This window comes from Streptomyces sp. NPDC025784 (assembly GCF_055558435.1).
Map to the genome: position 1 here is coordinate 809,445 of NZ_JBVHMN010000002.1, position 7,430 is coordinate 816,874.

Annotated in this window: 5 protein-coding genes; 2 read left to right on the top strand and 3 right to left on the bottom strand. The window is 71.0% G+C overall.

Translation table 11 applies throughout. The annotated features are described in order from the left end of the window. Positions 1 to 598: 598 nt before the first annotated feature. Positions 599 to 2,347 (bottom strand): MFS transporter, encoded by a 1,749-nt coding sequence (locus tag ACZ4IF_RS09505; protein WP_359504547.1) that lies wholly within the window; start codon positions 2,345 to 2,347, stop codon positions 599 to 601. Positions 2,348 to 2,667: 320 nt separating this feature from the next. On the opposite strand from ACZ4IF_RS09505, the gene ACZ4IF_RS09510 reads away from it, so the two are divergent. Then, complete coding sequence (locus ACZ4IF_RS09510; protein ID WP_467561076.1) at positions 2,668 to 3,153, top strand: hypothetical protein; 486 nt, start codon at positions 2,668 to 2,670, stop codon at positions 3,151 to 3,153. A 263-nt stretch (positions 3,154 to 3,416) separates the two neighbouring features. Here the strand turns inward: ACZ4IF_RS09510 and ACZ4IF_RS09515 are convergent, their stop codons facing one another. Both ACZ4IF_RS09515 and ACZ4IF_RS09520 read right to left on the bottom strand, forming a co-directional pair. Next, positions 3,417 to 5,030: a serine/threonine-protein kinase gene (locus ACZ4IF_RS09515; RefSeq protein ID WP_467561077.1), complete on the bottom strand. Its 1,614-nt coding sequence runs from the start codon at positions 5,028 to 5,030 to the stop codon at positions 3,417 to 3,419. A 317-nt stretch (positions 5,031 to 5,347) separates the two neighbouring features. Continuing rightward, positions 5,348 to 5,893 carry a TetR/AcrR family transcriptional regulator gene (locus tag ACZ4IF_RS09520; RefSeq protein ID WP_467561079.1) on the bottom strand — a complete coding sequence of 182 codons (546 nt, stop codon included), beginning with the start codon at positions 5,891 to 5,893 and terminating at the stop codon, positions 5,348 to 5,350. A gap of 463 nt (positions 5,894 to 6,356) precedes the next feature. Here ACZ4IF_RS09520 and ACZ4IF_RS09525 point away from each other — a divergent pair. Then, positions 6,357 to 7,430: 2-oxoacid:acceptor oxidoreductase family protein (locus tag ACZ4IF_RS09525; RefSeq protein ID WP_467561081.1), on the top strand; the 1,074-nt coding region annotated here is incomplete at its 3' end.

Here is a 7,430-nt window from a genome sequence, read left to right on the forward strand (position 1 = left end):
CCGGCTCGCCTGTGCGGACCGGGTCAGGAAGAGCAGCCCGGCGACACCGGCGACGGCGCAGGCGATGCCGGAGCACTGGGCCGCGGTGGTACGGCGCCGCCGCGCGAGCGAGGACAGCAGGGGCGCCGCGACCAGGGTGAGCACACCGAGCATCTGCACGGCCACCAGCGAACCGAAGCGCAGTGCCGCCGTGTGCAGCGCCGCGCCCAGCAGGTTGAGTGCCAGTGACACCCACCAGGTCGCTCCGCGCAGGGCGGCGCGGCGCCCATGTCCCGTCGTCGTGCTGGCCACCGCCCGTTGCGCGACGGCCGCACCGGCGTACGCCAGCGCAGAGGCGGCGCCGAGCGCGAGGACCGACAACACGGTTCGTCCTTTCACCGCGTGGGCGCGGGTGCTGGAGGGAGGACCGGCACAGGGCCGGGTCGAGCGGGAGACGGGAAACGGGAAACGGGAGAACGAGCAACGGAGGGAGGGGAAGGAAGGGAAGGGAAGGGTTGACGGCGAGGGGCCGCGCACGACGGCGCCGCCCGCCCGGTCGCGACGGGCGGGCGCCCGTCGCGACCGCCGCCGGCGGCGTGCCGCTCCGCACCGGGCCGGGTCAGGCTCCCCCGGGCACGTCCTGGACGTCCTCGGGACGGATCTTCGGGAGGGCGAGGACGAGCAGGCAGGACAGGCCGAAGCAGCCGATCTGCCAGAACACCACCTGCTCGAAGCTGTCGCCGAAGTTGGACTTGCGCGCCTCGGGCACGGCCTTGCCGAGCACCGCGGCCTGCACCCGCGCCTTGGTCTGCGCCGGCACCGGCGCGCTCGCCATCTGCTTCTCGATGCGCGCGCAGCTCGCGGGTGTGGCGGTGAGGTCCTTCTGGTTCATCTTGTCGTGGAAGCAGGTCCGGAAACCGGTGGTGACCTGTGTCTGCTGAGCCTCGGAGAGTCCGGCCGCAGCGAGATCGGCGCGCAGTTCGGGCAGCGCGGTCCGGCTGGCGCCGTCGGCGTTCGACCCGAGCAGTCCGTAGAAGAGGATGCCGGCGACGGCGATGCCGATGGCGATGCCGACCTGCTGCACGGTGGCGAGCATGCCGGACGCCGAACCGGCTTCGCGGGAGCGGATGCCGGCCAGGATGATCCCGGTGCAGGGGGCGAGGAAGAAGCCGCCGCCGAGGCCGGCGACCATCAGCGAGGGGATCAACTGGTAGCCGTGCAGGTCCGATCCGGCCCAGTGCAGGGTGCCGATCACACCCGACATGCCGACGAGCAGCAGCCCGGTGCCGACCGCGAGGGTCTTCGTGCCGAGCCGCTTCACCACGGCCGCCGAGCGGGCCGAACCGACCGCGATGAGCGCGGCGAAGCCGAGGCTGACCAGTCCCGCGGAGATCGGGGTGTAGCCGAAGCCGATCTGCAGGCTCATGAAGAAGACCATGAAGAACGACGGGATGCCGGCGAAGAACACCACGCTGATCACAAGGCCGACCGTGAACGAGCGCTCCTTGAACAGCCCGCTCGGCACCAGCGGTGACCTGTCGGCCAGCTTCGACAGCTTGTTCTCGTACACGAAGAACTCGGCGAGCACGAGCGGACTCAGCACGAGGAGCACCAGGCTCCAGCCGGGCCAGTCGTGCTCACGGCCGATGACCAGCGGCAGGATGAGGCTGAAGAGTCCGGCGCTGAGGATGATCGCGCCGGTGACGTCGAGCCGCCGGGCACCGCCGCCCGAGGACTCCGGGATCTTGGCGAGGCCGAGGAGCAGGGCGATCAGGCCGACCGGCAGGTTGACGTAGAAGATGGCCCGCCAGTCGGTGTCCATGATGTTCAGCTCGATCAGCCAGCCGCCGAGCACCGGACCGAGCACCGTGCCGAGTCCCACCGAAGCGCCGTACATCGCGAGCGCCTTGGGGCGCTCCTTGGCCGAGAACGTGACCTGGATGATCGACAGCACCTGAGGGAACATCAGACCTGAGCACATGCCCTGGAGCACCCGGGACACGATCAGGAAGGTCGAGCTGGGGGCCGCGCCGCACAGCGCCGAGGCGAGGGTGAAGCCGAGCATGCCGATCAGGAAGATCTTGCGGCGCCCGTAGATGTCGCCGAGCCGGCCGCCGGTCACCAGGACGCACGCGAAGGCGAGCGAGTAGACGGCGACGACCAGCTGGATCTCGGCGAACGTCGAGCCGAGGTCGCTCTGCAGCGAGGGCAGGGCGACCATCGTGATCGTGGTGTCCAGCATCTGCATGAAGATGGCGGACAGCGTGACGGCGAGGATCACCCAGCGTGCGGGGTTGGCCGGGGATCCCGGGGCGGGCGAAGTGCCGGGCGGGGCCGCCGCCTTCACGCCCGCGTCAATCGATTCCATGTTCCCTCCTTGGGTACGCCGTCCGCTGACAGCACCCCGAGTTATTCATTCTCCAATGAAGTCTACGAGTACTGAATTCCAATCCGCAAGGTCGATGGCCGTGTTCCGGACAGCGCTCACCGCTCCAACAACCTTGGATGGTCGCCGCGTTGACGTGCGGATAGTGCTGCGGGACCGTCAGGAGCGGGTGTGCGCACACTCGTTCCGGATCAGTGACGGGCGGCCGAGTCCGGTCTTCTCGCGCTCCCGCGCCGTCGCCGGGTCAACACCTGCCGAACCGCCCGGCATCCGTGGCCGGACCGGCGTGACAGCATGCGGTCATGACCGTCCCGCACCCCGGCGGCGCCCCCTACGCGATCACCGTGCTGTACTCCGTGCCCGATGACGCCTGGTACCTGGAGCTGGAGCTCGTCGGCGAGCGACGAGCCCTGGTGACCGCGATCGTCCCCGACGAGGACCCGGCACGGGAGCCGACGGTCTGCTTCGGCCCCGGGCGGCACCTGGACGTGCCGTACGAGGTGCTGCGCTGGTTCATGGACCAGGTCGAGGAGGAGATCCGCACGTCCCGCGCCTGGATGCGGAGGCGCCCCGAACTCGTCGAGGTCGTCCACCGGCTGCGCCAGGAACACATGGGTACCGTCGACGACGACCGCTTCCCCCAGGTCCTGGCCGAAGTGCGCGCGGCGGTCCCGGAGGCAGATCTCCCCGCCGTGCTCGACGCCGCGTTCGGGCGGAGGCCCGACGGAACCACCATGGACGATCCGCGGGCTCCCCGGTCGGCGGACGATCAGGGAGCCAGCACCTGAGCGCACTTCAGGAGAGGGCTCGCGACGCTTCCACGGCCTTGACCAGACACGCGCGGTCGTCCGCGCCGATCAGCCCGTCCGGCATCGTCCCGTCGTCCGCCGGCGCGCGCAGAGCGGAGGTGTGTGCGGCGAACGCGGCCCGGCACCGGGCGCGTTCCGGTCCGGGTGATCGCGGTCGGCACCGAGGAGCAGCACCTGGGCTTCGCCGTCCGCGACGGCGGGCCGGGACAGCTCAGCGGCGACGCATTCCGGCACGCCCGCGCTCAGGCCGCCCGCCAGACCGTCATGTCCGCGGTCAGGAAGCTGGACCCGCTCTCCGGCAGCGCGGTCGACTTCACCTGGATCACCAGCAGCGCGATGTCCCCGGAAGGGTGCTTGACGCAGATCTCGCTGCCGGCCGCCGTCGCGGCGAGCGGCAGACGGTGGCTGTCGGCGCCCTTGAGCGTGAGACGGCACGAATCGAGGGTGGCCCCCGGCTCGCCGTACACCATCGCGATCACGCTGCTGTCGCTCTCCAGCGCGCAGGAGTCGCCGCAGACGAAGCGGACGTCCCCCTTGCGGTCCTTCCGCTCGACCGGTTCCTCGATGTCCAGCGAGTTCTTCTCGTCCAGCCACTGGAGGGGGTACGGGACGGCCCGCGGCGGCGCGGACGTGCTCTGGGAGGGGTGCGCGGCTCCGGTTGCCCGGCCGTCCGCTCCCGAGGTCGCCACGGATGCGGGTGAGGACGCCGACGAGCGTGCGGACGCCGCCGGACCGGACGCCGAGGGTCCGGCCGCGTTCCGATGGCCGAGCCGGTCCTTCACGTCCATCACCGTCCACGCCAGGCCGACCAGGCCCGCCAGCAGCAGCGCGCCCGCCGTGACGACGGCGCCCGTGACCAGTGCGGTGCGCCGGCGGCGGGACCGCCGGACGTCCGTTCCGGCCGGCTGAGGACCGGCGAGCAACGGCAGCGTGTGCACCGGGGTGGGGTCGGGGACCGGAGGGGGTACCGTCACCTCCGGCCCGGCGGCCTCCCGCCACACGGACGGCCCCGCGCCCGTGTCGGCGTCCGGGCCCAGCCGCTGCCGGCACCAGGCGACGACCTCCGCCGGGGTCACCCGCTCCTCCGGATCGGCCGCCAGACACCGGGCGACGAGCGGACGCAGCTGCTCGGGAAGGAGGGACAGGTCGGGTTCCGAATGCACGATCCGGTAGAGCACGTTGACGGCGGGTCCGTCCCCGTACAGCGGCGCGCCCAGTGCCGCGAACGCCGCCGTCTGACCGAGCGCGAAGATGTCGCTCGCCGCGGTGATCTCCCCCGCGGACGCCTGCTCGGGCGCCATGAAGGACGGGGTGCCGATCGCGGTGCCCGTGACGGTGTGCGACGTGGCGTCGGAGGCCAGCGAGATGCCGAAGTCGATCACACGCGGCCCATCGGCGGCCAGCAGCACGTTGGAGGGCTTCAGGTCCCGGTGCACGATTCCGGCACCGTGGATGGCCTGAAGCGCCTCGGCGACCCCCGCCATCAGCCACAGCACGGCGGGCACCGGCAGCGGTCCGCGCCGGGCGACGGCCTCCGCCAGGGAGGGTCCGGGCACGTACAGCGTGGCCAGCCAGGGCGGTACGCCTTCCGCGTCGGCGTCGATCAGTTCGGCGGTGTACGCCCCCCGGACCCGCCGGGCCGCCTTGATCTCCCGGCGGAACCGCCGGCGGAAGTCCGGGTCGTCGGCCAGCTCCGGGCGCACCACCTTGATCGCCACCGGTCGCCCGCCCTGCGTGTGGGACAGGTAGACCCGACCCATGCCACCCACGCCGAGCCGGGCGGCGAGGCGGTACCCGGCCACCAGGACCGGATCGTCCGCCCGAAGTGGCTGGAACACCTCGGTGGCGTTGTCCATCGGCCCTCGTCCCCCCGCTCCCCTGGCCCCTCGCTGCGATGAGTTGACCAACAGCAGGAGCCTAAGTGCCCCGTGAAACTTGTTCGGAGTCGGGTCACGTGGTGCCAACAGGGCGCGGCTTCCTACGGGGCCTCCGACTCGCCCAGGGTGCCGCGCCGCGGCACCGCATGCGCCACGCCCACGACGAAGACGGCACCGTCCGGCCCGAGCCGCCGAGCCGCCGAGCCGCCGGGCGGGAGAGCCGGAGACGGGTGAGCCGGTGGGCCCGTGAGCCAGCGAGGCAGCGAGGCAGCGACGGCCGAGGCCCGCGACGCCCCTCAGTCCCCGGCCGGGGCAGGAACGGCCCTCGCCGGATCCGCCGCGAGAAACGCGGCCACCGCCGGAGCGAGTACACGCACGAGTTCCGAGGAGTCGCCGTCCGCACTCAACTCGGGAGGCAGCAAGCCCATGTGACGTGACGTCATGACACCGACGAGCAGGCTGCTGATCAGCGCCAGCCTGATCTCGTCCGCACCCCCGACCCCTTCCGGGACCAGGGACTGGCTCATCCGTTCCCGCGCCGCGGGCAGGTCGAGCGCGGAGCGCAGCACACCGAGGATGCGCCGCCGCTGGACAGGGTCGCCCCAGTCGGTCACCGCGTGCCGCAGGAGCCACTCGGCCGTACCCGGATCGCGTCGCGCCATCGCCTCGCGGAAGATCTCGGCCGGCCTGACCGTCTCGGCGACGACGGCGTCGTACAGCGCCTCCTTGGAGGTGAAGTAGTGGCCGATCAGTGCGGGATCACAGCCCGCGTCCGCGGCCACCGCACGGAGCGAGGTGTTGCGGTAGCCGAGTTCGGCGAAGAGGTCCGCGGCGGACCGCATGATGGCCCGACGACTCCCGGCTGCGCCTCTGGTTTCGGCCAAGGCGGCACTTCCTCTCGATCACGAGTTCCCCCGAAGGACGTGCCTCCCGCCCGGTCTCCACACGGGTGCTTTCGCGGCGACGGGGCAGCGTGACGCCACCCTCCACATCAATTCATTCAGTCATGAAGTCTACACACAGTGACTTCTTGGGTCAAAGCTTTCGCGACATCCGAGACGCACGCCAACACCCCTGCAGCCGTGGGCGTTTGGCACGTTACCAGCACTGGTGATCGACACTCGGAACGCACGCCGAGTACGTGCCACCCGACCTCGCCCACGCCCCGCCGCACTCAATTCAACGCCCATTGAAATTGTGTGGCGATCCCCCTACGCTCGCAGCGGGCGCCCAACCCTCGTTCAGCGCGACGGCTCTGCGGGTGCGCATGCCCGCGCACGCGTACTCCGCCCCAGGGAGAGGCACTTGCAGGTGACGAAACAGACGGACCGGCTCGACCGGGTGATCATCCGGTTCTCGGGTGACTCGGGCGACGGCATGCAGCTCACGGGTGATCTGTTCACCTCTCAGACGGCGTCCTTCGGCAATGACCTGGCGACGCTCCCGAACTTCCCCGCCGAGATCCGCGCGCCCGCAGGCACCCTGCCGGGGGTGTCCAGCTTCCAGTTGCATTTCGCGGACCACGACATCCTCACGCCCGGTGACGCGCCGAACGTGCTGGTCGCGATGAACCCGGCCGCACTGAAGGCGAACATCGGGGACGTGCCGCGCGGCGCGGAGATCATCGTCAACACGGACGAGTTCACCAAGCGCGCGATGACGAAGGTCGGCTACGCGAACAGCCCGCTGGAGGACGGCTCCCTGGACGGCTACCGCGTCCATCCCGTGCCCCTCAACACCCTCACTGTGGAGGCGCTCGCCGACTTCGGCCTGGCCCGCAAGGACGCCGACCGCTGCAAGAACATGTTCGCGCTGGGTCTGCTGTCGTGGATGTACCACCGGCCGACCGAGGGGACCGAGAAGTTCCTGCAGAGCAAGTTCGCGAAGAAGCCGGACATCGCCGCCGCGAACATCGCCGCGTTCCGCGCGGGCTGGAACTTCGGCGAGACCACCGAGGACTTCGCCGTCTCCTACGAAGTCGCCCCCGCGGCAGAGGCCTTCCCCGCCGGCACCTACCGCAACATCTCGGGGAACCTGGCGCTCTCGTACGGTCTCGTCGCCGCCTCGCAGCAGGCCGACCTGCCGCTGTACCTCGGCTCGTACCCGATCACTCCGGCCTCGGACATCCTGCACGAGCTGAGCAAGCACAAGAACTTCGGCGTCCGCACCTTCCAGGCCGAGGACGAGATCGCCGCCGTCGGCGCGGCCCTGGGCGCGGCATTCGGGGGTTCGCTCGCCGTCACGACCACCTCCGGCCCCGGCGTCACCCTCAAGGCCGAGGCGGTCGGTCTGGCGGTGTCGCTCGAACTGCCGCTGCTGGTCGTCGACATCCAGCGCGGCGGCCCCTCCACCGGCCTGCCCACCAAGACCGAGCAGGCC

Bases quoted from the DNA above. Each gene is read 5' to 3' on its own strand.
- ACZ4IF_RS09505 (WP_359504547.1), bottom strand. From the start codon at position 2,347: ATGGAATCGATTGACGCGGGCGTGAAGGCGGCGGCCCCGCCCGGCACT.
- ACZ4IF_RS09510 (WP_467561076.1), top strand. From the start codon at position 2,668: ATGACCGTCCCGCACCCCGGCGGCGCCCCCTACGCGATCACCGTGCTG.
- ACZ4IF_RS09515 (WP_467561077.1), bottom strand. From the start codon at position 5,030: ATGGACAACGCCACCGAGGTGTTCCAGCCACTTCGGGCGGACGATCCG.
- ACZ4IF_RS09520 (WP_467561079.1), bottom strand. From the start codon at position 5,893: ATGCGGTCCGCCGCGGACCTCTTCGCCGAACTCGGCTACCGCAACACC.